This is a genomic window from Microbacterium sp. 2216-1 (genome assembly GCF_046507855.1).
Taxonomy (GTDB): domain Bacteria; phylum Actinomycetota; class Actinomycetes; order Actinomycetales; family Microbacteriaceae; genus Microbacterium; species Microbacterium esteraromaticum_C.
Map to the genome: position 1 here is coordinate 935,945 of NZ_JBKFTM010000001.1, position 24,046 is coordinate 959,990.

General features: G+C 64.6%; 24 protein-coding genes. 19 read left to right on the forward strand and 5 right to left on the reverse strand.

What is annotated here, in order from left to right; genetic code table 11:
- Window positions 1-23: 23 nt before the first annotated feature.
- From atpD to ACLD0U_RS04295, 12 genes are all read left to right on the forward strand, one after another.
- On the forward strand, window positions 24-1,478 hold the full coding sequence (gene atpD, locus ACLD0U_RS04240) for a F0F1 ATP synthase subunit beta (RefSeq protein ID WP_206550082.1): 1,455 nt from the start codon (window positions 24-26) through the stop codon (window positions 1,476-1,478).
- 2 nt (window positions 1,479-1,480) lie between these two features.
- A complete protein-coding gene (locus ACLD0U_RS04245) occupies window positions 1,481-1,756 on the forward strand; it encodes a F0F1 ATP synthase subunit epsilon (protein ID WP_179411162.1) in 276 nt (91 codons plus the stop codon).
- 80 nt (window positions 1,757-1,836) lie between these two features.
- Window positions 1,837-2,577, forward strand: coding sequence for a YaaA family protein (locus ACLD0U_RS04250; protein WP_224817625.1), 741 nt, complete (start codon window positions 1,837-1,839; stop codon window positions 2,575-2,577).
- 130 nt (window positions 2,578-2,707) lie between these two features.
- Complete coding sequence (locus ACLD0U_RS04255) at window positions 2,708-3,511, forward strand: large exoprotein (RefSeq protein WP_410339922.1); 804 nt, start codon at window positions 2,708-2,710, stop codon at window positions 3,509-3,511.
- Between the two features lie 71 nt (window positions 3,512-3,582).
- On the forward strand, window positions 3,583-4,566 hold the full coding sequence (locus ACLD0U_RS04260) for an aldo/keto reductase (protein WP_410339923.1): 984 nt from the start codon (window positions 3,583-3,585) through the stop codon (window positions 4,564-4,566).
- A 70-nt stretch (window positions 4,567-4,636) separates the two neighbouring features.
- A complete protein-coding gene (locus tag ACLD0U_RS04265; protein ID WP_347401120.1) occupies window positions 4,637-5,446 on the forward strand; it encodes a PP2C family protein-serine/threonine phosphatase in 810 nt (269 codons plus the stop codon).
- A gap of 58 nt (window positions 5,447-5,504) precedes the next feature.
- Complete coding sequence (locus ACLD0U_RS04270) at window positions 5,505-6,884, forward strand: FtsK/SpoIIIE domain-containing protein (protein WP_410339924.1); 1,380 nt, start codon at window positions 5,505-5,507, stop codon at window positions 6,882-6,884.
- Between the two features lie 311 nt (window positions 6,885-7,195).
- The gene (locus ACLD0U_RS04275) at window positions 7,196-7,861 is read left to right on the forward strand and encodes a hypothetical protein (RefSeq protein WP_410339925.1); all 666 of its coding nucleotides are present in this window, start codon (window positions 7,196-7,198) and stop codon (window positions 7,859-7,861) included.
- A 577-nt stretch (window positions 7,862-8,438) separates the two neighbouring features.
- Entirely contained in the window at window positions 8,439-8,939 is a 501-nt protein-coding gene (locus ACLD0U_RS04280; RefSeq protein ID WP_410339926.1) for a hypothetical protein, read from the forward strand.
- Window positions 8,936-9,343 carry a hypothetical protein gene (locus ACLD0U_RS04285; RefSeq protein ID WP_410339927.1) on the forward strand — a complete coding sequence of 136 codons (408 nt, stop codon included), beginning with the start codon at window positions 8,936-8,938 and terminating at the stop codon, window positions 9,341-9,343. Before ACLD0U_RS04280 ends, ACLD0U_RS04285 begins: the two co-directional genes overlap by 4 nt.
- Window positions 9,344-9,590: 247 nt before the next feature.
- Entirely contained in the window at window positions 9,591-9,731 is a 141-nt protein-coding gene (locus ACLD0U_RS04290) for a hypothetical protein (protein ID WP_410339928.1), read from the forward strand.
- Window positions 9,732-9,956: 225 nt separating this feature from the next.
- Complete coding sequence (locus ACLD0U_RS04295) at window positions 9,957-10,541, forward strand: recombinase family protein (protein ID WP_410339929.1); 585 nt, start codon at window positions 9,957-9,959, stop codon at window positions 10,539-10,541.
- A 44-nt stretch (window positions 10,542-10,585) separates the two neighbouring features.
- On the opposite strand, the gene ACLD0U_RS04300 is transcribed toward ACLD0U_RS04295, so the two are convergent.
- Window positions 10,586-10,912: a hypothetical protein gene (locus ACLD0U_RS04300; protein WP_410339930.1), complete on the reverse strand. Its 327-nt coding sequence runs from the start codon at window positions 10,910-10,912 to the stop codon at window positions 10,586-10,588.
- Window positions 10,913-11,354: 442 nt separating this feature from the next.
- On the opposite strand from ACLD0U_RS04300, the gene ACLD0U_RS04305 reads away from it, so the two are divergent.
- From ACLD0U_RS04305 to ACLD0U_RS04315, 3 genes are all read left to right on the forward strand, one after another.
- Window positions 11,355-13,073, forward strand: coding sequence for an AAA family ATPase (locus tag ACLD0U_RS04305; protein ID WP_410339931.1), 1,719 nt, complete (start codon window positions 11,355-11,357; stop codon window positions 13,071-13,073).
- A 287-nt stretch (window positions 13,074-13,360) separates the two neighbouring features.
- Window positions 13,361-13,873, forward strand: coding sequence for a hypothetical protein (locus tag ACLD0U_RS04310; RefSeq protein WP_410340284.1), 513 nt, complete (start codon window positions 13,361-13,363; stop codon window positions 13,871-13,873).
- Window positions 13,851-14,051, forward strand: a complete 201-nt coding sequence (locus tag ACLD0U_RS04315; protein ID WP_410339932.1) for a helix-turn-helix domain-containing protein — start codon at window positions 13,851-13,853, stop codon at window positions 14,049-14,051. The genes ACLD0U_RS04310 and ACLD0U_RS04315 overlap by 23 nt, the downstream gene beginning before the upstream one ends.
- A gap of 749 nt (window positions 14,052-14,800) precedes the next feature.
- Here ACLD0U_RS04315 and ACLD0U_RS04320 read toward each other — a convergent pair.
- Complete coding sequence (locus tag ACLD0U_RS04320; protein WP_410339933.1) at window positions 14,801-16,312, reverse strand: recombinase family protein; 1,512 nt, start codon at window positions 16,310-16,312, stop codon at window positions 14,801-14,803.
- 62 nt (window positions 16,313-16,374) lie between these two features.
- Here ACLD0U_RS04320 and ACLD0U_RS04325 point away from each other — a divergent pair, with 62 nt between their 5' ends.
- Window positions 16,375-17,736, forward strand: a complete 1,362-nt coding sequence (locus tag ACLD0U_RS04325; RefSeq protein ID WP_410339934.1) for a hypothetical protein — start codon at window positions 16,375-16,377, stop codon at window positions 17,734-17,736.
- Window positions 17,737-17,745: 9 nt separating this feature from the next.
- On the opposite strand, the gene ACLD0U_RS04330 is transcribed toward ACLD0U_RS04325, so the two are convergent.
- A complete protein-coding gene (locus ACLD0U_RS04330) occupies window positions 17,746-18,741 on the reverse strand; it encodes an asparaginase (RefSeq protein ID WP_206823562.1) in 996 nt (331 codons plus the stop codon).
- A gap of 57 nt (window positions 18,742-18,798) precedes the next feature.
- Here ACLD0U_RS04330 and ACLD0U_RS04335 point away from each other — a divergent pair, with 57 nt between their 5' ends.
- Entirely contained in the window at window positions 18,799-19,269 is a 471-nt protein-coding gene (locus ACLD0U_RS04335) for an OsmC family protein (protein ID WP_224817631.1), read from the forward strand.
- A 6-nt stretch (window positions 19,270-19,275) separates the two neighbouring features.
- Here the strand turns inward: ACLD0U_RS04335 and ACLD0U_RS04340 are convergent, their stop codons facing one another.
- Window positions 19,276-20,070, reverse strand: a complete 795-nt coding sequence (locus tag ACLD0U_RS04340; protein WP_179411154.1) for a lysophospholipid acyltransferase family protein — start codon at window positions 20,068-20,070, stop codon at window positions 19,276-19,278.
- 135 nt (window positions 20,071-20,205) lie between these two features.
- Between ACLD0U_RS04340 and ACLD0U_RS04345 the strand changes: the two genes are divergently transcribed.
- The gene (locus tag ACLD0U_RS04345) at window positions 20,206-21,153 is read left to right on the forward strand and encodes an FKBP-type peptidyl-prolyl cis-trans isomerase (protein WP_179411153.1); all 948 of its coding nucleotides are present in this window, start codon (window positions 20,206-20,208) and stop codon (window positions 21,151-21,153) included.
- 52 nt (window positions 21,154-21,205) lie between these two features.
- A complete protein-coding gene (gene dxr, locus ACLD0U_RS04350; protein WP_179411152.1) occupies window positions 21,206-22,291 on the forward strand; it encodes a 1-deoxy-D-xylulose-5-phosphate reductoisomerase in 1,086 nt (361 codons plus the stop codon).
- Window positions 22,292-22,408: 117 nt separating this feature from the next.
- Here dxr and ACLD0U_RS04355 read toward each other — a convergent pair whose 3' ends face one another.
- Window positions 22,409-24,022, reverse strand: coding sequence for a Mur ligase family protein (locus ACLD0U_RS04355; protein WP_410339935.1), 1,614 nt, complete (start codon window positions 24,020-24,022; stop codon window positions 22,409-22,411).
- Window positions 24,023-24,046: the final 24 nt, after the last annotated feature.

Below are 24,046 nucleotides of genomic sequence, written 5' to 3' on the forward strand. Positions count from 1 at the left end.
ACCCTCAGGAAAGAGACGAAGAAATGACCCCCACCGCAACGGCTGACCAGGCCGCGACCGCGGTCGTCGGGCGCGTCGCACGCGTCAACGGTCCGGTTGTGGACATCGAGTTCCCGCACGACTCGATCCCCGACATCTACAACGCGCTGAAGACCACGATCACGCTGGGCGAGGAGTCCACCGAGATCACGCTCGAGGTCGCACAGCACCTCGGCGACGACCTCGTCCGCGCCATTGCTCTGAAGCCCACCGACGGCATCGTCCGCGGCCAGGAGGTGCGCGACACCGGCGAGGCGATCTCGGTTCCCGTCGGCGACGTCACCAAGGGCAAGGTGTTCAACGTGATCGGCGAGGTGCTCAACCTCGAGCCCGGTGAGACCATCGAGGTCAGCGAGCGGTGGCCGATCCACCGCAACGCTCCGAGCTTCGACCAGCTGGAGTCGAAGACCCAGATGTTCGAGACCGGCATCAAGTCGATCGACCTCCTCACGCCCTACGTTCTGGGTGGAAAGATCGGTCTGTTCGGTGGCGCCGGTGTCGGCAAGACCGTTCTTATCCAGGAGATGATCCAGCGCGTCGCGCAGGACCACGGTGGTGTGTCGGTGTTCGCCGGTGTCGGTGAGCGTACCCGTGAGGGCAACGACCTGATCCACGAGATGGAAGAGGCCGGCGTCTTCGACAAGACCGCGCTGGTGTTCGGCCAGATGGACGAGCCCCCGGGGACGCGTCTGCGCGTGGCCCTTTCGGCTCTGACGATGGCGGAGTACTTCCGTGACGTGCAGAAGCAGGACGTGCTGCTGTTCATCGACAACATCTTCCGCTTCACGCAGGCCGGTTCTGAGGTCTCCACCCTGCTGGGCCGCATGCCCTCGGCCGTGGGTTACCAGCCGAACCTGGCCGACGAGATGGGTCTGCTGCAGGAGCGCATCACCTCGACGCGTGGTCACTCGATCACGTCGCTGCAGGCGATCTACGTCCCCGCTGACGACTACACCGACCCCGCTCCGGCGACGACCTTCGCGCACCTTGACGCGACGACCGAGCTCTCGCGTGAGATCGCGTCGAAGGGTCTGTACCCGGCCATTGACCCGCTGACCTCGACGTCGCGGATCATGGACCCGCGTTACCTGGGTGAGGACCACTACCGCGTCGCCACCACGGTCAAGCAGATCCTGCAGAAGAACAAGGAGCTGCAGGAGATCATCGCGATCCTCGGTGTTGACGAGCTGTCGGAAGAGGACAAGATCGTCGTGTCGCGTGCACGCCGCATCCAGCAGTTCCTCTCGCAGAACACCTACATGGCGAAGAAGTTCACCGGTGTCGAGGGTTCGACGGTTCCGCTGAAGGAGACCATCGAGTCGTTCGATGCGATCTGCCGCGGTGACTTCGACCACGTCGCCGAGCAGGCCTTCTTCAACGTCGGTGGCATCTCGGACGTCGAAGAGGCATGGGCGAAGATTCAGAAGGAGAACGCCTGATCATGGCGCACTCTGCCAGCTCACTGCATGTCAGTCTGGTCTCCGCCGACGCGGAGGTCTGGACGGGAGAGGCGTCGCTCGTCGTCGCCAAGACCGTCGAGGGCGAGATCGGCTTCATGTCCGGTCATGAGCCGGTGCTGGCCATCCTCGCCGAGGGCCAGGTCCGGATCACCAAGACCGACGGCAGCAAGGTGCTCGCCAACGCGCAGGACGGCTTCCTCTCCATGGAGGGCGACGCCCTGACGATCGTGGCCGGCAATGCCGCGCTGATCGCCTGACGATAAAGCACTGAGGCGTCCGCCTCGGCACCGTGTACATGCACGGGCCGGGGCGGACGTCTTTGTCTGTAGGGGAGAGTATGAAGGTCCTTCTGCCGCCGTCCGAGACGAAGCGCCCGGGGGGCAGCGGTGCGCCGTTGCGGCTCGATGCGCTCGCGCTATCGTCATTGCTCGACCAGCGCCTTGCGGTGACGCGCGCCCTGGTCACCCTTGCCGGTGACCCCGCTGAGGCGCAACGCGTGCTGAAGCTGAGTGACCGGCAGGTCGGCGATATCGAGCACAACCGGATGCTGTTCGATGCGCCCACGATGCCGGCCGTGGATCGCTATACGGGTGTCTTGTTCGATGCGCTCGATGCGGCCACCCTCGACGAACAGTCCCGTGCGTGGCTCGGACGCCAGGTGCTGATCCACTCGGCCCCGTTCGGACCGGTCTCGGCTCTCGACGAGATTCCGCCGTACCGCCTTGCTGCGGGAATCGCGCTGCCGGGCGTTCCGCCGCTGCGCAGATTCTGGGCCGAGCCGACCTCGGCGGCCTTGGCAGATGCCGGTTTCCTGCTCGATCTCAGAAGCGAGGCCTATGTCGCTCTTGGGCCGGTGCCGGACGGCGCCGAATCGGCGTACATTCGTGTCGTCACCGCGGCAGGTCGCGCCCTGAACCACTTCAACAAGAAGGCGAAGGGCGAGCTTGTGCGGGCGCTCGCGACGACCGGCGCCGTCATCACAGGCACGTCCGACCTGCTGGCCTGGGCAGAGCACAATGACGTCATCCTGCGGGCATCCGACGTCCCTCGCGTTTGGGAACTCGTCGTCACCGCGTGATATCCGGTCGGTATCGAGCGCGTGTCGTGCGTTGCCCGCCGCGTGCGCGTCCCGCTACCATGGGGCCGATGCGGCAGACGTCGCCCGGGAGCGACCCGGCTTCCGCCTAACAAGGGATGTGAAAAGACTCATGGACTACGATCCGTACGGCTACGGGGCGTTCTCGGCGATGATCGCCTTGGTCAGCCTGCTGCTGCTGATCCTGGGCCCGATCATGTACGTGGTCGTCTCGCTCTTCCTGATGAAGGTCTTCGAAAAGGCCGGCGTCGAGGGCAAGTGGCGCGCCTGGGTGCCCGTCTACAACACGATGATCCTGTTCAAGCTCGGTGACCTGAGCCCGTGGCTGGTGCTCTACGCCATTGGCGCGAGCCTGTTCCTGAGCTGGATCCCCGTGATCGGTCAGCTCGTGGGCCTCGCGGCGTTCGCGCTGTCAGCGCTGGCCGCCTGGCGCGTGGGACTGAAGCTGCAGAAGGAAGCCGTCTGGGTTCTCCTCTACGTGTTCCTCAGCCCCGTCTGGCTCGGCATTCTCGCCTTCGACAAGTCGCGATGGAACGCCATGATCGCACCCGCCCCGTGGGCCGGCAACGCGTTCTTCGCCGACAAGACCACCTGGGAGGGCGTGCCCGCTCAGCCTGGGCAGAACATCGCTCCGCCGGCTCCTGGCTACGGTGCTGCGCCCCAGGGGTACGCGCCCCCGCAGGGCTACCAGCCGCCCGCTCAGCCCGGCTACTCGGCTCCGCCGCAGCCCGGTCAGGCAGCTCCTGCGCAGCCCGGGTACGGCGCTCCGGTGCCGCCCGCGCCCGGTGCACCCGTGCCGCCGCCCGCCGCGCCGCCGGCACCTCCGACGGCACCGCCCGCACCCCCGGCCGCGCCGCCTGCTCCTCCCGCAGCCGCTCCCGAAGAGCCCCGCGACCCGAATCAGCCCCAGGCTTGATCAGCAAGACGCCCCCGATTCGTTCGGGGGCGTTTTGTCTTTGCGGGCACGTGATTCGATACGGTGGAGCCATGGCAACTTCGCAGCGCCACGTCGGCGCATCCGGTCTGGTCGTGTCGGCGGCAGGACTCGGATGCAACAACTTCGGTCGTGCCGGCACGGTGACTGAGACGCTGGATGGCACCCGGGCCGTGATCGATGCCGCTCTGGCCAATGGTGTGTTCTTCTTCGACACCGCCGACATGTACGGCGCCGAGGCCGGCCGCAGCGAAGACCTGATGGGGCAGGTGCTCGAAGGGCGCCGCGACCGGGCCGTGCTCGCGACCAAGTTCGGGCATGAGCGCGACATGGGCTACGGCTTCCCCGGTGGACGAGGTTCGCGACGCTATGTGCGGCATGCCGTCGAGCAGTCACTGCGACGGCTGCGCACCGACTGGATCGATCTGTACCAGCTGCATCTGCCGGATCCGCAGACGCCGATCGCCGAGACGATCGATGCCCTTGACGAGCTTGTCGCGGAGGGCAAGATCCGGTACTACGGGCACTCCAACTTCGACGGCTGGCAGATCGCCGAGGCCGATTTCACCGCCGCGACCCGCTCGACCGGTCGGTTCATCTCGGCGCAGAACCATTACTCACTGCTCGCGAGAGCCGCCGAACGTGAGGTGCTTCCGGCTGCCGAGCGCTTCGGGCTGGGCTTCTTTCCGTACTTCCCGCTGAAGAACGGGCTTCTCACGGGCAAATTCACCCGCGAAGGCGGGCCTGCGGGGACCCGCATCATGGAGACGCGCCGGCATATCTGGGCCGATGCGCCGTGGGATGCACTGGAGGGGTATCAGCGGTTCTGCGACGAGCGCGGCATCACGATGCTTCAAGCGACGTTTGGATGGCTGCTGGCGCGCCCTGCCGTCGCGAGCGTAATCGCGGGCGCGACGACTCCGGCGCAGGTCGAGGCCAATGCCGCGGCTGCGGACGCATGGACGCCGGATGCAGCCGATCTCGCCATAATCGACGCACTCTTCCCGTTGCCGGAGGATCCTGCGGCGCGGATGTGACCGGCAGCACCGATACGATGGATGAATGCCCCGCGGCCAGGTGCCGCCCGCCGGCCTGACGGAGACACTCGTGCCTGAGACGACAACGCAGACGTATCGCGTCAGCGACGACCTGCAGCTCTCGTGGGCGGGAACCACCGACCGTGGCCGCCGGCGGGACAACAATCAGGATGCGTTCCTGGTCAAGTACCCTCTCTTCGTGGTGGCGGATGGCATGGGTGGCCATGCCGGGGGAGAGATCGCGAGCCAGAGCACGGTCGCGCGACTGGGCGAGATGGTTGACGCCGGAGATGTATCGCCGGAGGCCATCGAGCAGTCGCTGCACAGCGCGGTCGACGACATCCGCTCCCATCCGGAGACCACCGATGAGGGCACGGGAACGACCCTGACCGGCGCCTACCTCACGCACGATGAGGACGACCGGTGGCAGTGGGTCGTGTTGAACATCGGCGATTCCCGTGTGTATCTGGAGCGCGAGAACCGTTTGCTGCAGGTCACGACGGATCACTCGGTGGTGCAGGAGCTGATCGCGTCGGGCAAGATCAGCCCGGAAGAAGCGGATGGACATCCCTACAGCAACGTCATCACCCGCGCAGTCGGGGCGAGCGAGCTTGTTCCGCCGGACTACGTGACGGTTCCCCTTCAAGACCAGGACCGTCTGGTGATCTGCTCGGACGGGCTCACCAAGGAGCTCACCGATTACGGCATCCTGCACTTCTTGCGCGAGAACACCGACCCGGCCGCCGCTGTTGATGCGATGGTCGATGCCGCGCTCGAGAACGGCGGTCGCGACAACGTCACCATGATCATCGTGCGTGTTGAGATGACCTCGGCGGATGCTGCCGACTCGTCGTCCACAGAGGACGACATCCAGCCGTAGCGCCATCGGCCTGTGGACAGGCCGTTTCTCGGGCATCCGATGCGCTCGAATGGGGAGCATGGATGCCACCACCATCGTTCTGCCCTCGGATCCCGCCCCGCCGCGCAAGCCGTCGCTGCCGTTGCTGGCGGCCATCGTCCCCGTGATCGCCGGCGTCGTGCTGTGGCTCGTGACGGGGTCGTTGTTCGCGCTGTGCTTCGCCGCGCTGGGGCCGCTGATGCTGGTGGCGTCGTTCTTCGATGGGCTGCGGTCGCGGGGCCGGGAGCGCAAGCGGGCGCAGCTCGAGGCGGATGCCGCCTGGGAGCGCGCCGAGGCGGAACTGGAGCGTCTGCACCTCGAGGAGCACACCTCGGTGTGGCGCAGCGACCCGGATGTCGCGAGTGCTGTGGACGAACCGCCCTTGCGTGGGCACACGGATCTTGACTGCGACACGGCGGTCGTGATCGGTCGGGGACAGGCCCGCAGTCGGGTGCGCGCCACGGGCGGCGACGATGATCGCTCGCGGTCGTTTCGGGAACGCGCGGCGCGGCTCGACGACGCCCCCATCTGCGTACCGCTCGGCGGTGGGATCTGCGTGCGGGCGGCGGAGCCCGTGGCAGCCGCGGTGGTGCGCGCGCTGGTGATGCAGTTGTGCCTGCGATTCGGGCCGGCTCAGCTCGGCCTCACCGGAGACGGTGTCAGCCGTTGGGGGCTCGCGGAGCTCCCGCATGCCGGGCGTCGCCGAGCGCGGTTCCGGCTGCGTCTGGGAGAGGACGGCGACCGGGCGGACGCGATGATCTGCGTTCGCGCTCCGGGGGAGGAGCCACCGGACGGCGTGACCACCGTGATCGATTGCGGGGTGCCGGCGCGAGCACGTGCCCGCACGCCGCAGGGCAGCATCGAGTTGGTGACGGAAGCGCTGTCGGCGCAGCAGGCGCTCGCGTTGGGGGCTGGCATCGCCGCCCGTGCGTATACCGAGGCACAGGTACCCGACCGTGTCGCGCTCGATGAGCTCGACACGGCACACCAGCGCGGGCTCGCCGCGATCTTCGGCCGTGGCGAGCGCGGTGACCTCGTGATCGATCTGATCGATGACGGCCCGCACGCGATCGTCACCGGTATGACGGGAACGGGCAAGAGCGAGCTGTTGATCAGCTGGGTGGCGGCGATCGCGGCCGCGCATCCGCCCGAGCAGGTCGCGTTCGTCCTGATCGACTTCAAGGGCGGTACGGCATTCGATCCACTGCGTGTGCTCCCGCATGTCGTCGCGGTCGTCACCGATCTTGATGCGGACGGGGCCCGGCGCGGTGTCGGCAGTCTCTCTGCGGAGCTGCGCCGGCGCGAGGCGGCCCTCGCCGACAGTGGCGCGCGGGATGTCAACGAATGTCCGGATCTCGCGCGGCTCGTGATCGTCGTCGACGAGTTCGCGGCGCTGCTTCAGGAGCACTCCAAGCTCTGATTGGACAGCTTAACGCCCTGACAGTCGGGTGAGAAGCACAGTTGTAGGAAGCCTGCAAGGAACTTTGTTTGGACTCTCGCACGACTCGCGCGTACAGGAGAGGTTGCAGGTGCGATGACTGCAAACGCGCCGCAAGCCGTGCCCGAAAAAGTCGGTGACTTTTTGGACGATAGTAAAAATCAGACGTATAAGTACGTCAGCGGATGTCGGAAACCGTGCAAGTGTGAGCCGGTCGGGTTGCGTTTTCCATTTTTCTCCGCACCGACCGGCTCCACTCCCGCCGACACGGGATAGAGAAGATGGATCAAGAAATGGTTTACAAACCAACCCCGAAGAAAAGACCTGCCGACCCCGGAACCCTTCTGCCTTTCGAATTCCAAGAATTCGTCCAGCACTTTCCCGATGCGGCGCTCACGAAGGCGCAACTTAAGCGCTCTGCCTTCGTGTCCGTTGCAATGATGTTATCCCGACACGGCGATTTTGCGACCGGAATGCGTGTGCGTCCCAGCGTTGGGACTCTTGCCGATGAAGCGGGCGTCAGTAAACCCACGGTAAGGCGAGTGCTGGCATTCTTGAAAAAACTTGACGCCATCGTAAAAACGGGCGAGCATCGCAACGCAGGCGGCGGATCGCCAGTGACGGAGTACCGCCTTTACCGTTCGGGCGTAGTTGACGAGGTGCTCAGCTTGAAGGATCGCAACGTTAGGAGTGGAAAGCAGGGAACCACTGCAACGCCCTCAGGGGAAAGCAGAGAGCCACTCAGTGGAAAGCAGAGAACCACTGAGGGGAAAGCGGAGAACCACAATAGGAACCATAAGGAAAGAAAGGAAAGTGAGGTCGAAGAATCGCCCTCACGCGCGCCTGTCGTCGCTCCGCCTACGGCGAGCGACGGCGCGACAGAGGTAACTAAGGAAGATGATTTTGACGTGGACGAATTTATCTTGGAGAATCTAGACCTTTTCGATGGTGAGCTATGAAACTAAGTGTGGCAGTGGAAGTTCTAAAAAACGAGACGCGCGAGATGGGGAATCACGGCGAAGCCGTGGCCGCCCTTCGTCAGCATCGCATCGTTGTAGCAGACTTGAGCATGCATTATGAGCGTGGCACGCCCCGTCGAAGCGGCATCGCCGCGTACCTTCGCCCAAAAACAACTATTTCGGCACGCTGAAGATGGAGAGGGCATCTTTTGGGCGAAATCGAAATGGGAAGCCAAGCTACACACTTTAGGGTTCCCAGGTGATCGCCGGATGTTTACGGCAGATGTTCCCCCGTCTGGACTCCTGGCCGTGATTTACGTGGGAGGAAGTCTGTCAGAGTACATCGTGGACACGTCAGGACTCGACATCCAGGCTATTTCTTGAATTAGCGGAAAAACTTGAAAAAACTTGGAGATTTCTTCCACTTTCTCGCACATCGTGCGGGATAACGACCGATAGTAAGTAGTAAGGAAATGCAGGGCGTGGAGCACACTTAGTTTTAGCGGACTTCCTTGGGGTGTGCTTTTCGAAAAATTTGGTTCCCTGCATTTCCCCCTAGAACTTAGTGGAGAAACCGATGGGCACGAAATCCAGTATCGACCGGCACCCTGACCGTGAGCGGATCGTAGAAATGATTGGCAATGGTGCAAGTGGTGCCGAGATCGCGCGACAATACGGTGTCTCCCAATCCGCAATTTCTAGATACAAGATCTCGCGGCAGACCATGCTCACACAGGTTCTCAATCAAGACGCCGACGACCCGACCGAGATTTTGGGAAGACTCGCAGACCTGGCCGAGAGCGCCCGCATCACTCGAAAACTTGCGGACACCTCATCCTCCCCTCAGGTGAGGGCACGGGCGATCTCAGCCGAACTCGCAGTGCTTGACCGTCTAACAAAGCTCGCCATCACGGACACGGAAATCGTGCGACTCACGCAGGCCGCCGGTCTCATGGTCAAGGTGATTCAAGCGCTCGCTCGCACCCACCCTCGCGAGGTCTATGCCGCCTTGAGCGAGCACCCAGAACTAGATGATCTACGCGAGGCGCTGAAGGCGCAGAACAGGAGTACGAAATGAGTAAGACGACCGAAGCTGTAGTGATTACGGTGCTTGAAACCGGTTTCACGGTGCCGCACGACCGGTACTCAAATCGCGTCGCCTTTCGCGGCGAGGTCATCACGTTGACCCCCGAGCAAGTGGACGACACCCGCGACCGCGACGGGCAGACATGGCTCGACCTGGACGACGACGCCCAGCGAACGCGATGGGGCGGGGTCAAGTTTGCGCTTGGTGATCGTAGCGAGGGCATCGTCGTTGGCGAGGACGACACCCATGGCCGTAGGTACAGGCAATGGCAGCGCGCGCGCAAACTGGCCGAGGCGACGAGCGACCCCGCCGAACGCGCCGCCGCGCTGAAACAGGTGAAGAAGGATTTTCCGGAGCATGTCGCGCAGACCCAATGGACGCTGAGCGGAAACTGAACGATGAACGCAAAACAACTGGCCGAGCTGAGCAGGGGCCTGAGGGACGCCCTCAGGGCGATGCCTGGCCGCTTTTGGACGACAGAAAGCGTCCGAGAGTCGTATGTAGTGGTGGCCGCCCATCTTTCCCATTGGGCCGCGTGGGAACGCGACGCCGAAGCCGACGAGGAGCAACTAAATGAACAACGATGACCGACTACTGGCCGTAGTCAACGATTCACTACGGAACGCACGTACAAACCCGGCGGTGAGCGCCGACACCGAGCACGCCCCGGCGCAGTGGACGCCCCAGCAGGAGGCCGAGTACGTCGCCCGCGTTCACGGTAGCGACGACGAGCGCATCGCCGCCCTTGTTGCTCAGCAGAACGAATCCCAGCGCCACCGCTGACCCCCGAACCCCTCGCGCCCAACAGCAGGACAACGCGAGGCCACAACGCCCCTTCTGTCGGATCTCCGGAAGGGGCGTTGCTCTGTCAAAAACGATGCTCAGATGAGAGATGCGGCGAGCGCGAGCGGGTGCCGAGAAACCAAGCAAGCTCGCGCGATTCTTAATCCTCAAAACCCATGCCTTAGTGAGTTGCGAAAACCTATGGGTTTATGAGAACCTGTGGCCATGACATCCTCGACAGGCACCCGGCTCGGCTACGTTCGCGTCTCGACGGGCAAGCAAGACGAGCAACTCCAGCATGACGCCCTCGACGCGGCGGGGGTGCTTAAGCGGAACAGGTACACCGATCACGGCGTCTCCGGTGCCAAGACCGAGCGCCCCGCGCTCGCTGACCTCCTCGCAGACGCTCAGTCGGGGGATTCCATCGTCGTCTACAAGCTCGACCGCCTTGGGCGCTCCACGGCTCACGTAGCCGCGCTGATCGCAGACCTTACCGAGCGCGGTATCGACATCGAGAGCGTGAGCGATGGCCTCAACTCATCCACGCCAACCGGGCGCGCCATGCTCCAGATGCTCGCCATCTTCGCGGAGATGGAGCGGTCCTTCATCCAAGAACGGACGACCGCAGGACTCGCCGCCGCTAAGGCTCAGGGGCGCACAGGTGGCCGTCCGAAGGTCACCGACTCTAAGCAGGCTCGACAGGCGCAGGCGCTCAGGGATTCCGGCGAAAGCGTGCCTGAGATCGCCAAGACGTTGGGGGTCAGCATTGCGACCGTTTACAGGATCACAAAGGGCAAGGTGAGCGCCTGACGTCAGATTCTAGAAAATGAAGTGTGACCAACTGGGAACAGGTGTCACACTTCCTTTTCTTGTTTTTCGGGACGCATCACCTCCAGCACCAAGCCCAGTGCCTTGTAGCTCTCCTCAAGCTGGGCGTGCGAGAGCTTCCCTGACATCGACGCCGACCATGCAGGAAACCGGCTGTCAGTGCTGAGCTTGAGCAGAACCCGCGATGCCGTGTCCAACCTCGATACAGCGCCGCTCAGGCGCGGCTCTATTGGTTGACTCGCCGCTTTCTTGGCCCTCTGTATGGCCTTTCGGCAGTTGGGTGTACAGGTGCGCGCATCCTTGCGCTTAGCTGTGAACGTTCTTCCGCAACTGTCACACGTCTTGGTGCGCATGAGCACAGCCTAGGGCGTCCGTTCTCCCCGCGTGAGCCTGCCGCGTCTGCTCGGTGGCCTCCCCGGACCGGCGAGGGATGATCTCGACGAAGCCGTGCCCAACTGTGACCGATGCCTTGTATCGATGGACGCCCGTACGACGCCACGCGGCGAGCGCTGGGCATGCAGAGAAGCGTGGGAGCCGTCAGCTTGACAGCGTTTGGGCTCGCCGCCTCGGCCTCTGTGACAGTTTCTGTCCCGCGAACGTAGCTGTCTTCAGCGGACACTGCGCCGGTGGGCGAGTGCAACTCGTGCAGCCAACGAAGGACGGGGGCTTCGGAATGGCTACAGCGTCCCCACCCTCGACCGGCCTGGCGGAGTCAAATCTGGTAGCTGAGAGTGTCCCGAGTGCCATAGGGTTGCAACCGCCCCCTGGACCCAGAATAGAACTCGCGGAGTATCGATGGTTAGCATCCAAAGTTGGAGCATCGCCGACTTCAAGTCCCTCGGCAGCGCAGATCTGACCCTGGCTCCTTTGACTGTCCTGGCGGGGGCCAACAGCTCCGGCAAGTCATCGCTCCTCCAATCATTGCTCCTCCTTGCTCAGTCCACCAACCGAGGTGGTCCTCTTGTGATGAACGGCGCGCTGGTGCGCCTAGGTGAGCCGCGGGACGTCGTTCGAGAAGGGCAGTCCGCGGTCGAACTCTCATTTGAAGTTCAGATGAGCCATTCGGCCTTACCGCCTCGAACGCCGAACATCAATGTATCGATGTCGTTGGTTCCGTCGCCCGATGCTACAACTTTGCGCCCTTCCTCATTCGAGGTGATCGACGGCGACGGTGACCTTGCGCTCGCAGCCACGTCCGACCGAATGAAGGGCGCAGACCTTGACGCATTGAATCAGCGTTTGCCAGGGTTCGATACGTCGTTCCTGCGGGTCACGGTCTTGGGTGGCCGTCGGGCCCCAAACCGTATGTATGTAGGATTCCTGGGGCTGACGCCGGTTCTTCTTGCACGACATATTGATCCCCGAACTATCGAGAACAAGACGCGTCAAGCGCTGACTGAAGCCATTCACCAGGATCGGCTGGCGTATGAGCTGTCCCGCGAGCTTGCGCAATTGGTGCCGAAGGCTGACTTCCTGCACCAGAACGGATACATCTCTCAACCCGAACGCTCAACCGGTGTTCCTCTTAGCCGGAGCTTCTGGACGAAACGAGAAATAGGGGGACTCTCCAGTGAACACCTCGGAGAGCTCATCGACGCGGCATCAAAGAAGCGTGCAGAAGATGACTGGGCCGTCGTGGGGCCAGGGTTTGGATATCTCGGAGTGTCGAATCGGATCGGACGCCGATCCTATCATGAAGGCGGACTGATTGAATCGCACCTGTCTGACGAATATGCTGTAGATCTTCAATATCTGACGTCCGCTGCTGTCGCGATTGAGGAGTTCGGGACCAGTATCCGATACCTTGGTCCACTCCGAGAGGAACCCCGGGTAGTGCAGGGCGCTTGGGATGAGCGTGTCGATGCACTTCCCGTGGGCATTCGAGGTGAACTCACTGCGGAGGTTCTGACGCGCGAGAAGGACCGGCGCATTAGTTTCAGAGATTGGGACGATCAGCCTCGACAGGAATCACTCCCCGATGCGGTCGCACTTTGGTGTGACTACTTCGAGATGGGCGACAAGATCACGGTTCTCGACCTCGGAAAGCTCGGTCGGGGTATCACGCTTCGCGTCAACGGTGCTGACCGTGACCTAACCAGGATCGGCGTCGGAGCGAGCCAGTTGCTTCCGATCCTTGTCGCGTGCCTCGCGGTTGCGCGTGGATCGATAGTCCTCATCGAGCAGCCAGAGTTGCATCTTCACCCGAGTGTTCAGTCTCGTTTGGCAGATTTCTTCGCCTTCGCACGGCCCGACGTCAGGTTCATCGTTGAGACTCATAGCGAGTACCTCATCACACGTCTTCGACGGCGAATTGCGGAGCGAAGAATTCAGCCTGCTTCCGTGCAGGTGATGTTTGCCGAACGCCGAAGCGGAGCCACCGTAGTTCGCACCCTCCCGCTAAGCAACGGAGGGGACTTCGATGAGTGGCCAGTTGGCTTCTTCGACGCGCAAGAAACGGACACGCGATACATCGTTCGAGCTGTTGCGGACCGACTGACGAAAGAGCGACTTTGACGGCGGTTGTAGTGCTCGATCCCGGTGTGGCCCTCGATTCGAGTGGCAACGGGCTCAAGCGGCTCCAGGAATGGGTTACCGACGGGCGTGTGCGATTGGGGGAACAGACCTGGCAAAAGTTGGCGGATTTGTACGCCACAGGGTGCTCAGAGATGCCAGGGCCTCTTAAACAGATCTCGCATCGAACGTACGGTGACTTGCTGACACGAGAGCCTTTCGTCCATTCTGTGTCCAGCTCGGATGCCGAGTTATCCGCTGACTACGGCGGAGTTGAAGCACACCGATCAATGATCATCGCAGACTTGATCGGGATCCATGTTTCAGGAGTAGACGGCGCTCTCGGCACAGATAGCGAGTTTTGGGAGAGCGGGTTATCGAAGCTTTCGTGTCTACCGCCACCGCCGACCGACATCGCACTGCACGCCCACCCTCATTTGCCAACTCGTGAAGAGCTGAAATCTCGGCGAGTGAGTTGGTTTGATGGCCGCCGTGTTCTCATTGTCGGAGGGCAACGAGATGGTGCCGTGGAGGCATCGCTCGAATCTGAGCTTGGGGTTACCGCGGAACGGCTGAGGTGGATCAAGAGTGAGAAGAACAAACGCGCGCGTAATCTCAAGGACACGATACAGGGGTTGCCGAGCGACGCCGTTGTGGTTTGTGTGACTGGAAAAGTTGGCCATGACGTTAGCGGTGAAGTCAAGAAGTACTCGGCGCGCAACGGCTTGATCCTTTGCGAGTCTAGATTTGCTTCACAGATAGTCGCCAACCTAGAGGCTCTTGCAACCGACCCCGGCGCTTAGTGCGGAGTGTGTTCGGCTGGCCAGCGTTTTCAGGTGGGGGGGGAAGCCGACCCTGGCCGCCAAGCAAGCCGGGCGCATTCGCGCGCTGTACGCGAGCGGCACGACCGTTTCTGAGCTTGCCGAGGATTTCAAGGTGAGCCGCCCCACGATCTACCGGGCACTGGAGCCGAGCGCTTGAGGTAGTGGGCATCTATGTAGCTAGAACGTCGCCAACTAGTGATCTCGGTAGGTAGCCGTTGGGGTACTCTCGACGCATCTGGTGCCGTAGACTGTAAAGAGCCGCCCGCAGTTGGTAGCTACGGACGGCTCTTGGCCCCGCCGCTAAGGCAGAGGTCGCCAGTCACTGTAAAGGCAGTGACACCTATGTTGACGAGAAGCCCCCCGATCCCGCGAAGAGAAGGGGGCTTTCTCGCTGTCACCCATTCTACGTGCGATTGAGTTTCTCGTGGTGGGGGAGGAGTGCTGTTGCGATGGCTCAAGGGCGAAATATCGGATATGTCCGACCCGCTAAGCGGTTCCCATAGTCTCCCAGCGGTTCCCAGTAGCTCCCAGCGGTACGGAATCATGCGGATCAGCGTCCAAGCTTAACGATTTGGTAACGGGAACTACATCTGTGTAGTTATCCACAGGCTATGCCCAACTCATCGATTGCAGGGAAGCTCAACGGGTACCGTGTCGACGATGATCCTTCCACCCATCGATGCCGATATCCCGATGTCAGACGCGGATGATTTCGACGGAGCCGCGCCGAACTGTGACAAGTGCCTCGTTGCCATGGACGCCCGTGCGACGCCACGTGGCGAGCGCTGGGAGTGTCCTAGTTGTGGAGCCGTCAGGCTGGCTTAGGGGGTATCCTCAGGGTTGAGAGGTTCCGTCCAGACTTGCCGCGATAAATCCAAACGGCGCACGGCGGAACCTCTCCTACTCTTACGCGGGATCCTCGTCGCAGTTCAGGGTAGTAACGACCTTGTGCCGCACGAGCACCTTCTTGCGGCCCCGCCCCGCCCCGATTCTGACCTCAAGAAGGTCTTCGATGAGTACTCTCTTCGTGTCCAGCGTAAGGGCGTCATAGCGCTCTGTAAGAGCCTTCCGAACGTCTACAGCCCGATCCTCATCCACACGATGAGTAGTGAGGTTCAGGTACCCCATCGACCTTCTGATTTCGTCGAGCATCTGAGCATGGGCTTTCTCGGCAAGAAGACTCTGAAGCGTACTTTCCGCATCCTTCAGCGACGCATCCAGCCGCTTGACCGCCCCGGCGATGTCAGCCGCCGTCAGGGGAGAATCCTCATCGGCCACGGCATCGACAAGGCTCTGCCGCTTGACCCTGAGAGTAGAGATTTTCTTGTGCAGTGTGCTCAGGTCTTTCCCTATCGCAGTCGATGAAGACAGAAGGCTGTGCCCGACGAAGAACGCGTTGACGATCTCCTCGCGAAGAACTTCTTCTACGAACTTCGCGCGAATGCAACTGTGCCGCACGTTGTCGGTGTAGTTGGGGTGAGAGTCCACGGCCTTGGATTTGCACCGGTACAGCGCGATCCCACGTCCATCACTGGCAGAGCGCATCCGTTCGCCGCAGACCCCGCACAAGATGAGCATGTTTCCGACGTGCCTAGGCTTTCTCCCCGGCGTGCTGTTGTTCTTAGCGCCGAGATGGGCAAGAAGGGCTTCATGCGTGTCCCGGCTCACGATAGGTTCCCATGCGGCCGCTACATCCAATTCGTGCCCGTCCACGATGTAGATTCCCGCATTGCGCGGTCGCGTCAGAAGTTCCTTGACCGTGTTGGTGCCCCAGTTGTTACCTCGGGGGGTCTTCAGCCCTAGCTCATCGTTTAGGTATCGCACGCAACGGTAGATGCTGGCGTCCTCCTCCAGGATCATGCGCACGCAATCGCGGATCGCATCGGCCTCTACAGGCTCAATCGTGATGCGGTCGCCCTGGTACCCGAACGGCCTCCCTCCCCACAGAGGCCGACCCTTGGCGCGCTCCTCCGCATAGCGGTCTTTCTGGCGTCGGGTTTTCTTTCGGATCTCCTGCTGATCCATGAGGGCACGCAGACCGGCCATGAACTCCCCCGAGTCTGTGGAGGGATCAAGAAATCCTTCGCGGGTGGTGTGCCAACATGCCCCGCCTTGGATGCACGCGAGGATCAGACGTTCCTTGTCGGCTACGCCTTGACGGGTGAAACGAGACTCTTCCACGGCAAGAACTACTTGGTAGTGACCGGCGCGGATGTCGGCCAGAAGTTCTTCGTACCCCTGCCGCTCGACATCGGCAGAGTAGCCGCTGATCCCGTCATCCTCGTAGACTCGCGTCACGTCGTAGCCGAACGTCTCAGCCATCTTGCGACACTGTTCTACCTGCTGTGCGGTCTTGGGTACGTCGCGATCCTTCAGGCTGATTCTCGCGTAGATCGCGGCTGTCTTCGTCTGGTTCATCACTGCCTCCTCTTTTCTCATACGGGCGTGGAGGGCGATCTTCAAAGAGACTGTGCTTTCTGATGTCGGAGCATCCCGACCTCGGCGCGGTGTTCACCGATGTCGCGGCGCGCGGCCGCGCGCTGGGCATGCATCTCGTGCTGGGCACGCAGCGCGCGAGCGGCGTGATCCGTGATGCGCTGGCTGCGAATTGTCCGCTGCGGATGAGCCTGCGGGTGGCCGAGTCCGCCGACAGCAGATTCGTCATCGGGTCCGACGATGCCGCCCAGTTGCCCGGTGGCACCGCTTCACGGGGGCTCGCGTTCGTGCGGCGCCCCAGCGACGGCGAGGCGCACGCTGCGCGCATCGCGCTGACCGCGCCCGATGACCTGCGTGAGGCGACCGAGCACTGGGCCGGGCACGTCGCGCCCGTGAGTCCGTGGCTGCCGCCGCTTCCATCGACGCTCGCGCTGCCTGCGTCGCCGCCGGCGGATGCCATCGTGCTGGGCGTGGCCGATGAACCTGAACGGCAGCGTCAGCCGTGGGTGACTCTCCGACCGGGCGATGGGCTGGCGGTGATCGGCGGACCCGGTGCGGGCAAGAGCAGCGCGGTCGCCATGCTGGCCGCGCAGTCGAGCCGAGCCGCGGTGATCTCTTCCGATCCCGAGCAGGCATGGGACCACGTGGAGCGGCTCGCCGAGGCGACGGCAGGGGCAGCGGGACCTGTGCTGTGTGACGACCTCGACGTGCTCGTGTCGTCGTATCCGCCGGACTATGCGCAGCTGTTCCTCAGCAGGTGGGAGCGTATCGTCCGGTTGCCGCACGGCGCGGTGATCACACTGTCGCGGGTGTCGGGCCCGGTGGGTCGGCTCGTCGACGCGCTGCCGAAGCGCGCGTTGCTGCGCATGACGAGCAAGGTCGAGCACATCGCGTCCGGGGGAGAACCGGATGCCTTCGACCGCGCCCGACCGGCGGGACGCGCGTGGTTGGAGGGACGAGAGGTGCAGTTGTGCGTCCCGCCGCAGAGCGGGGAAGGGCGCAACGAGCACGGCGGCCACACGGGAGAGCCGCCGACCTGGCGGTCCTCGGGAATCCTCGCCGGGGTCGTCACCGGGGCAGTCGATGCGACCAGACGGATGCTCACCGCAGCGCACCCCGACCACCGCGTGCTCGGTCTGGCCGACGCCGACGCACTCGGGCATCCGATGCCCGGCGACCCGGCGTCGCCGACGATCCTCATCGGCGATCCGGAGGAATGGCGGGCGAAGTGGGCGCTGCTGCAGAACGTGCGCACCGGCGGCGAACTGGTCGTGGCGGCCGAACACGCCGCCGAACTGCGACAGCTGGCGGGAGCACGTGAGCTGCCGCCGTTCGCGCGGATGCACGCCGATCGCGCCTGGACGGTCAGTGCCGGACAACGACCGCGGCGTGTCCTGCTCGGGTAGGAGTCCGGGTCAGAGGCCGGGAGCCACCCGGAGCATGCCGACCGGCTGGCCGCCACCGAGCACGGAAAGCGGAAGAGCGGATGCCAGTGTCTGCACATCCGACTCGGTGAGTGCGCCGGCGCGGGAAAGCAGGTGAGCCGCGACGAGGGTCGCCGCGCGTCCGTTGCCATCGAGCATCTTCAACGCCACGGTCGTGCCGTTCGGGGCGACCATGACCATGATTCCCTCCGCGCCGCCCTTGGCGAAGACACCGAGCGTCTCGATGGCGATCGTGTCTGGCTCGCCCGGACCGGCGATGGTCCACGGGCTCTCGCGCACGGCGCGTACCAGCGTGCCGGCCACCCGGTGCAGGGCGAACGGTGAGCGTTCCGAGGCTGAACCGATGCGATGGATGGCGCGCGCCAGCCCCGTGAGCGTGATCGCGTGCACCGGTGCGCCGCAGCCGTCCACCGAGGTGTGTGCGACCTTCTCGCCGGCGAGTCGTTCGACGACCTCGCGGATGTGCACCTGCAGCGGATGCTCGGCGTCCAGGTACCCCTGGGTCGGCCAGCCGGTCGCGACGCACGCACGCAGCATCAGGGCGTGCTTACCCGAGCAGTTCATCCGGATGCGAGACGCCTCGCCGTGGTCGCGCACCATGTCGCGGCGCGTGGCGGCATCCGACGGCCAGGCGGGCGGGCATCCGAGGTCATCCTCGGTGAGTCCGCCGGCAGCGAGCATCTCACGCACCACCTCGACGTGGCGGTCGGTGCCGCTGTGGCTCGCCGTACCCAGCGCGAGCTCATCACCGCTCAGCGCGGCGCCCGCCGTGACGGCGGCGATCGCCTGCAGGGGCTTCAGGCTCGAACGGGGGAGGATGAGGGCATCCGCGGCGCCGTGGACGGCGACGACGTCGCCATCGGGGGAGAGCACGACCGCGGCGCCCGCATGGCGGGATTCCACGAAGCCGCTGCGCTCCACGACGGCGAGTTCGACAGCATCACGAACAGTCAGAGTCTCCAGCACCACACCAGCCTAACGCGGGCTCGCGCTGCGACTCTCGGTCGGTGGCAGACTGACTGCATGCCCCTCGGAGATCACCGCTACGCACTGACCGCCACCTGGACCGGCAACCGCGGCACAGGTACGTCCGGCTACCGCGACTACGCGCGCGACGTCACGATCAGCATCGACGGAAAGCCCGAACTGCTGGCATCCGCCGATCGGCCGTTTCGCGGCGACCGCAGCCGCTGGAACCCCGAGGACCTTCTCTTGGCGGCACTGTCGGAATGCCACCTGCTCTCATACCTGCACGCCTGTGTGTCCGCCGGAGTCGTCGTGACCGAGTACCGCGATGAGGCGACCGGACTCATGCGCGAGGACGGCCGGGGCGGCGGCGCGTTCGTCGAAGTGACGCTGCGCCCGCACGTGCGCGTGGCCGACCCATCGATGATCGAAGCCGCGCAGCAGGCCCACCATCAGGCCAACCAGTGGTGCTTCATCGCGAACTCGGTCAACTTCCCCGTGCTCCACGAAGCCGTCGTGACAGCGTGAGTGCGCTCAGCGCCGCTCGTGGGGGAGCGCCTGCTTGATCTTCTCGATCGGGGTGGCCGCGGGCGGCTCGTTGTACACGCCCGCCAGTTCCTGACCACTCAGCGCGTGGATCGCCGCCATGATCTCGTCGGTCGCATGACGCCGGGCCTTGCCACTGGTGGCTGGGCCGTGCTTGGACAGGTCCAGCGGTTCACCGAACTTGACCGTGACGCGCTCCTTCACGGACGGCATCGTGGCGCCGACGGGCATCACCCGGTCGGTGCCGATCAAGCCCACGGGTACGACAGGAGCGCCGGTCTGCAGAGCAAGGAAAGCGACGCCGGTGCGGCCCTTGTACAGGCGCCCGTCGGTCGAGCGGGTGCCCTCGGGGTACAGGGCGACGGCCAGCCCCTCGTCCAGCAGCTGGCGCTGCTGATCCAGTGCGTCCAGCGCCGCCTGTCCGGCTCCGCGGCGTACCGGGATCGCACCGACCGAAGTGAAGAACTCCCGGGACAGGGCTCCCTTGAACCCGGTGCCCTCGAAGTAGCTGGACTTCGCGAGGAAGTGCACCGGGCGAGGGGCCGCGACGGGAATGGCCATCGAATCGATGAATGAGAGGTGGTTGCTCGCGAGGATCACCGCGCCGTCACGGGGCACGTTCTCACGTCCCTCGATGCGGGGGCGGTAGATCAGTCGCGCCAGTGGCGCGGCGATGGAACGCCCGACGGCGTACTTGAATCCCGCGTGCCTCGGGGAGCTGTTCTCCGCCTCTTCTGAGGACTCCGATTCTTCGGGGGACGATGCCGTCTGCTCAGAACTCACTCGAATGATCCTACCCAGCGCGTATGCCGAACCGGGAATGACGCCTGCCGTGCGCGTTCAGCGGCGCGTTCAGCGGCGACAAAGCCGGGTGGGCCAGGATGGAGGTCTCCCGTCCACGAGCTTCGAGGTTCTATCGTGCGCCTGCGCCCCCTTGCCGTTGTATCCACCATCGCCGTGTCGGCGCTGATGCTCGCTGGTTGCGCCGGCGACCCCGAGGCATCGCCCTCGGAGGACGCGAGTGCGAATCCGGACCTGTGCGCGCAGGTCGCCGCACCCGGCGCCGTTTCGGACAGCGTCACGATCGAGGGCGAGTTCGGCACGCCGTCAGAGGCGACCTTCGAACTCGCCCAGGAACTGACAGAGCTGCAGCGCACCGTCGTCAGCGAGGGCGACGGCGACGCGATCTCAGAGGGCGACCTCGTCAGCTACGCGCTCAGCGTGTTCGACGCGACGTCGGGCGAGCGGGTTGTCGACATCGGATACGCCGAGGGTGAGGCGCTGCCGCAGGACGTGCTGGCCAACCCCACCCTGACGCAGGTGATCGGTTGCGCCAACGTGGGCTCGCGCCTGTCCGTGGCCTTCCCCGCAGAGAACGGTGCACCGGGTCAGGTGTACATCCTCGACATCCTGCAGACCGTTCCCACCTCGGCGTGGGGCGAGACCAAGGCCGCCGTCGAGGGGATGCCCGAGGTGACGCTCGCCGCAGACGGTGAGCCCGACATCGCCATTCCGGACGGCGACGCTCCCACTGAGCTGCAGGTCGCCGTGCTCAAGGAGGGGGATGGCGCCGCCGTCGCCGACGGCGACACGACCCTGCTGCACTACTACGGTGTGGACTGGGAGAGCGGCGAGAGCTTCGACTCCTCCTGGTCGCGCGGCGCGCCGATCTCGATCCCCGGCAACACCTACGTCCCCGGTTTCGTCGAGGCGCTGGCCGGGCAGAAGGTCGGTTCCCAGGTGCTCGTCGTCATTCCGCCGGCACTCGGCTACGGCGAAGACCCCGAGGCGCACGACCTCGGCGGCAAGACCCTCGTCTTCGTCATCGACATCCTCGCGACACAGCACGCTCCGGCCGCGCAGTGACCGGCCGCCGGATGTGAGCGAACGACGCATGCCCTCGGCATAGGCTGAGGGCATGCGTCGCGTCATCGTCCTCGGCTCCACTGGCTCTATCGGCACTCAGGCGCTGGATGTGATCCGCGCCAATCCTCGACGGTTCGATCTGGTCGGGATCGCGGCGGGCAGCAATGCCGAACTCGTCGCCGAGCAGGCTGCGGAGTTCCACGTCGAGCACACCGCGCTCGGTGCGACCGAAGCCGAACAACTCGTGCGCGACGTCGAGGCCGACGTCGTCCTCAACGCCATCACCGGTTCGATCGGATTGGGCGCCACCTTGGCCACCCTGAAGGCAGGGCGCACTCTGGCGCTCGCCAACAAGGAATCTCTGATCGTCGGCGGTGAGCTCGTGCGTTCCGCCGCCGCGAAGGACCAGATCGTCCCGGTCGACTCCGAGCACTCGGCGATCGCGCAGGCATTGCGCGCAGGAGCGGCCGGTGAAGTCCGCAGGCTCATCGTGACAGCATCCGGTGGTCCGTTCCGCGGGCGCGGTCGTGACGAGCTGGCTGACGTGACGCCCGCACAGGCGCTGGCGCACCCGACGTGGGACATGGGGCGCATGGTCACGACGAACTCTGCGACGCTCGTGAACAAGGGCCTTGAGGTGATTGAGGCGCACCTGCTGTTCGACGTGACCTATGACGACATCGAGGTGGTCGTTCATCCGCAGTCGATCGTGCACTCGATGGTCGAGTTCGTCGACGGGTCGACGATCGCGCAGGCTTCTCCGCCGGACATGCGGCTGCCGATCTCACTCGGTCTGGATTGGCCGAACCGGGTCGGCGGCGTCGGGCGCCCGCTGGATTGGCGACAGGCCAGCAGCTGGGAGTTCTCGCCGCTCGACGATGAGGTGTTCCCGGCTGTGGCCCTGGCGAAGGCCGTCGGACGTGCCGGGGCGACGTTCCCCGCGGTGTACAACGCGGCGAATGAGCAGGCCGTGCACGCGTTCCACGACGGGCGCCTGCCGTTCCTGGGCATCGTCGACACGATCGCTCGCGTGGTCGACGCGCATGACGCTCCCGGTGAGCTGACTCCCGAGACGCTCGCCGAGGCCGAGCGCTGGGCGCGCGAGAAGGCGGACGCCCTGATCGCAGCATCCGCCTGACGCTCCCACGCCCGCCTCGCCTCTCGCGACGCTCCCGTCTATTCGTCACAAACCGGGGCTTCCGGTCCGGAATAGCACCGGTTTGTGACAAATAGACGGATGCGGGATGCGCGGGGGTCAGTCGGTGTAGGGGTTGAGCCAGTGGCGCTCGGCGGGCACCGGCCAGCCGGCCGCCTGCAGAGCGCGGCGCGCGAGCTCGCGCGCCGAGTACGGGGTGCGCTGACCGCGGATATCGCGGTAGTCCTGGTGTCCGGGACCCGCCCACAGAATGGCGTCGCCGTCGCCGACCATGCCGACGGCCGCGACGATCGCGTCCTCGGGCGGCGAGAACTCGTGGATCTCGACATCCGGTCGGGCACGGCGCGCACCCTCCAGCAGCGTCTGCCGGATCGAGGTGGGATCCTCAAAACGCGGGTGGTGGTCGGTGACGACCACGATGTCGCTGCCCCGGGCTGCGGCACCGCCCATATCGAGCCGCTTGGTCGCGTCACGGTCGCCGTCGGCGCCGAACAGCATGAGCACCTTGCCGGGCGTCACGCGGCGCACCGCGGCGAGGGTCTTCTCGAACGCATCGGGCGTGTGCCCGAAATCGACATACACGGCAGGGCCCGAGTCGCCCGAGACGAACTGCGTGCGACCCGGTAGATGCGCCATGATCTGTCCGTCGCGGGCGAGCGCCGACACGATGCGATCCCAGTCGTAGCCACCTTCGAGCAGCATCACGATCGCCAGCCCGGCGTTGGCCGCCATGTGCGGGCCGATCACCGGCACGAGCGTCGTCAGCGTGCGACCCTCGGGCCCGGCGAGGGTGAACACCGTGCCGTTCTGGCGCTCGTCGTCGATCGTGACGACCCAGTCGGCGCGCTCGGCGGCATCCGCATCGGGAGCGATCGCCGGCGTACCCACGGTGACGACCGGGATCGACGCGTGCTCGACCACACGGGCGCCGAACGGCGAGTCCAGGCTGATCACGCCACGACGCGCGCGCTCGGGCGTGAACAGCGGCAGCTTCGCCTCGAAGTACTCGGTCATGTCGGCGTAGTCATCGAGATGATCGTGCGAGAGGTTCGTGAATCCGGCGACGTCGAAGACGATGCCGTCGACGCGGTGACGCGACAGCGCCTGAGCGCTGACCTCGACCGCGACCGCCTCGACATCGCGCTCGCGCATCAGCGCGAGCAGCGCGTGCATCTCGGATGCCTCGGGCGTGGTCAGCCGCGAGACGATCACCTGACCGGCGATGTGGCGTTCGGCGGTGGAGGACAACCCCGACACGACGCCGATCTGATCGAGGATGCCCTGCAGCAGGTGCGACACGCTGGTCTTGCCGTTGGTTCCCGTGGTGCCCAGCAGCACCGGAAGGCGGTCGGCGGCACCGGTGCCGTAAACCCAGGCGCTGAGGTCACCGAGCACGGCGCGCGGGTCGTCGACGACGATGATCGGCAGGCCGGCGGATGCGGCGATATCGGCACCGGCGGCATCGGTGATGATCGCGACCGCACCCTGCTCGGCGGCGGTCGGGGCGAATTCGGCGCCGTGCCGGTTCACGCCCTGAATGGCGACGAAGGCCTCGCCGGCGCGCAGATCGGCCGTGGCGAGGGTGATGCCGCTGAGATGGACGCCTTCGAGGTCACCGCGGACGTCACGGGCGAAGCGATCTGCCAGCTCGGTCAGCGCACGACGGGGTGGGTCGGCCGGACGGAGCACAGGGGGAAGCGATGAGGTGGTCATATCGCCTCCATGATCTCACGCCGG

What these genes read in the sequence shown, in the direction of transcription:
- atpD (WP_206550082.1), top strand. Translation starts at nt 24, where the DNA reads ATGACCCCCACCGCAACGGCTGACCAGGCCGCGACCGCGGTCGTCGGG.
- ACLD0U_RS04245 (WP_179411162.1), top strand. Translation starts at nt 1,481, where the DNA reads ATGGCGCACTCTGCCAGCTCACTGCATGTCAGTCTGGTCTCCGCCGAC.
- ACLD0U_RS04250 (WP_224817625.1), top strand. Translation starts at nt 1,837, where the DNA reads ATGAAGGTCCTTCTGCCGCCGTCCGAGACGAAGCGCCCGGGGGGCAGC.
- ACLD0U_RS04255 (WP_410339922.1), top strand. Translation starts at nt 2,708, where the DNA reads ATGGACTACGATCCGTACGGCTACGGGGCGTTCTCGGCGATGATCGCC.
- ACLD0U_RS04260 (WP_410339923.1), top strand. Translation starts at nt 3,583, where the DNA reads ATGGCAACTTCGCAGCGCCACGTCGGCGCATCCGGTCTGGTCGTGTCG.
- ACLD0U_RS04270 (WP_410339924.1), top strand. Translation starts at nt 5,505, where the DNA reads ATGGATGCCACCACCATCGTTCTGCCCTCGGATCCCGCCCCGCCGCGC.
- ACLD0U_RS04275 (WP_410339925.1), top strand. Translation starts at nt 7,196, where the DNA reads ATGGTTTACAAACCAACCCCGAAGAAAAGACCTGCCGACCCCGGAACC.
- ACLD0U_RS04280 (WP_410339926.1), top strand. Translation starts at nt 8,439, where the DNA reads ATGGGCACGAAATCCAGTATCGACCGGCACCCTGACCGTGAGCGGATC.
- ACLD0U_RS04285 (WP_410339927.1), top strand. Translation starts at nt 8,936, where the DNA reads ATGAGTAAGACGACCGAAGCTGTAGTGATTACGGTGCTTGAAACCGGT.
- ACLD0U_RS04295 (WP_410339929.1), top strand. Translation starts at nt 9,957, where the DNA reads ATGACATCCTCGACAGGCACCCGGCTCGGCTACGTTCGCGTCTCGACG.
- ACLD0U_RS04300 (WP_410339930.1), bottom strand. Translation starts at nt 10,912, where the DNA reads ATGCGCACCAAGACGTGTGACAGTTGCGGAAGAACGTTCACAGCTAAG.
- ACLD0U_RS04305 (WP_410339931.1), top strand. Translation starts at nt 11,355, where the DNA reads ATGGTTAGCATCCAAAGTTGGAGCATCGCCGACTTCAAGTCCCTCGGC.
- ACLD0U_RS04310 (WP_410340284.1), top strand. Translation starts at nt 13,361, where the DNA reads ATGATCATCGCAGACTTGATCGGGATCCATGTTTCAGGAGTAGACGGC.
- ACLD0U_RS04320 (WP_410339933.1), bottom strand. Translation starts at nt 16,312, where the DNA reads ATGAACCAGACGAAGACAGCCGCGATCTACGCGAGAATCAGCCTGAAG.
- ACLD0U_RS04325 (WP_410339934.1), top strand. Translation starts at nt 16,375, where the DNA reads ATGTCGGAGCATCCCGACCTCGGCGCGGTGTTCACCGATGTCGCGGCG.
- ACLD0U_RS04335 (WP_224817631.1), top strand. Translation starts at nt 18,799, where the DNA reads ATGCCCCTCGGAGATCACCGCTACGCACTGACCGCCACCTGGACCGGC.
- dxr (WP_179411152.1), top strand. Translation starts at nt 21,206, where the DNA reads ATGCGTCGCGTCATCGTCCTCGGCTCCACTGGCTCTATCGGCACTCAG.
- ACLD0U_RS04355 (WP_410339935.1), bottom strand. Translation starts at nt 24,022, where the DNA reads ATGACCACCTCATCGCTTCCCCCTGTGCTCCGTCCGGCCGACCCACCC.